The sequence below is a fragment of the Pseudoflavonifractor phocaeensis genome, from assembly GCF_016901735.1.
GTDB lineage: Bacteria > Bacillota > Clostridia > Oscillospirales > Oscillospiraceae > Pseudoflavonifractor_A.
Genome location: NZ_JACLZC010000199.1, coordinates 1 through 474 on the forward strand (window position 1 = coordinate 1; position 474 = coordinate 474).

Below are 474 nucleotides of genomic sequence, written 5' to 3' on the forward strand. Positions count from 1 at the left end.
ATTGAGCGGGTTCTTTTTAAAAAAGCCCTTAGGCAGCTGATTGTATTCCATCTTTTTCCCCTCACACCAATTTCAATTCGATTCCGTGATCCCGCAGGATATAGTAGGCATTGGCCATAGCGGTATCGTCGGCAAAGCTGTCACGGGAGATAATGATTTTTGCCGGGGCGTATTCGGTCATTCGCTCCACATCCTCCGGCTGCACATCCTCGGCCAGACAGACCAGCAGCAGACAATCATCGCCCACGCCATAGACGGTCTTGTTGTGGATGAAGAACGGTGTCACGGAGTAGGTCAGCGGCACACCCAGTTTGAGCATGATTTCATAAATCATATCCAGGTCGGTACGCTCCGGTTTTACCCGATGGATCATGCTGTTCATCCGCTGGTACAACAGGTCAAGCTGCTCGTTCTCAATGGGGGTGGCGTCCCAGGTTTCCAGATTGGAGGTGTCCAATTTGAAAACACGGAAGC

General features: G+C 51.1%; 1 pseudogene. It reads right to left on the reverse strand.

Annotated elements, in window-relative coordinates:
- Positions 1-61: 61 nt before the first annotated feature.
- A pseudogene (locus H7U37_RS15255) lies at positions 62-474 on the reverse strand (site-specific DNA-methyltransferase); the annotation flags it as partial.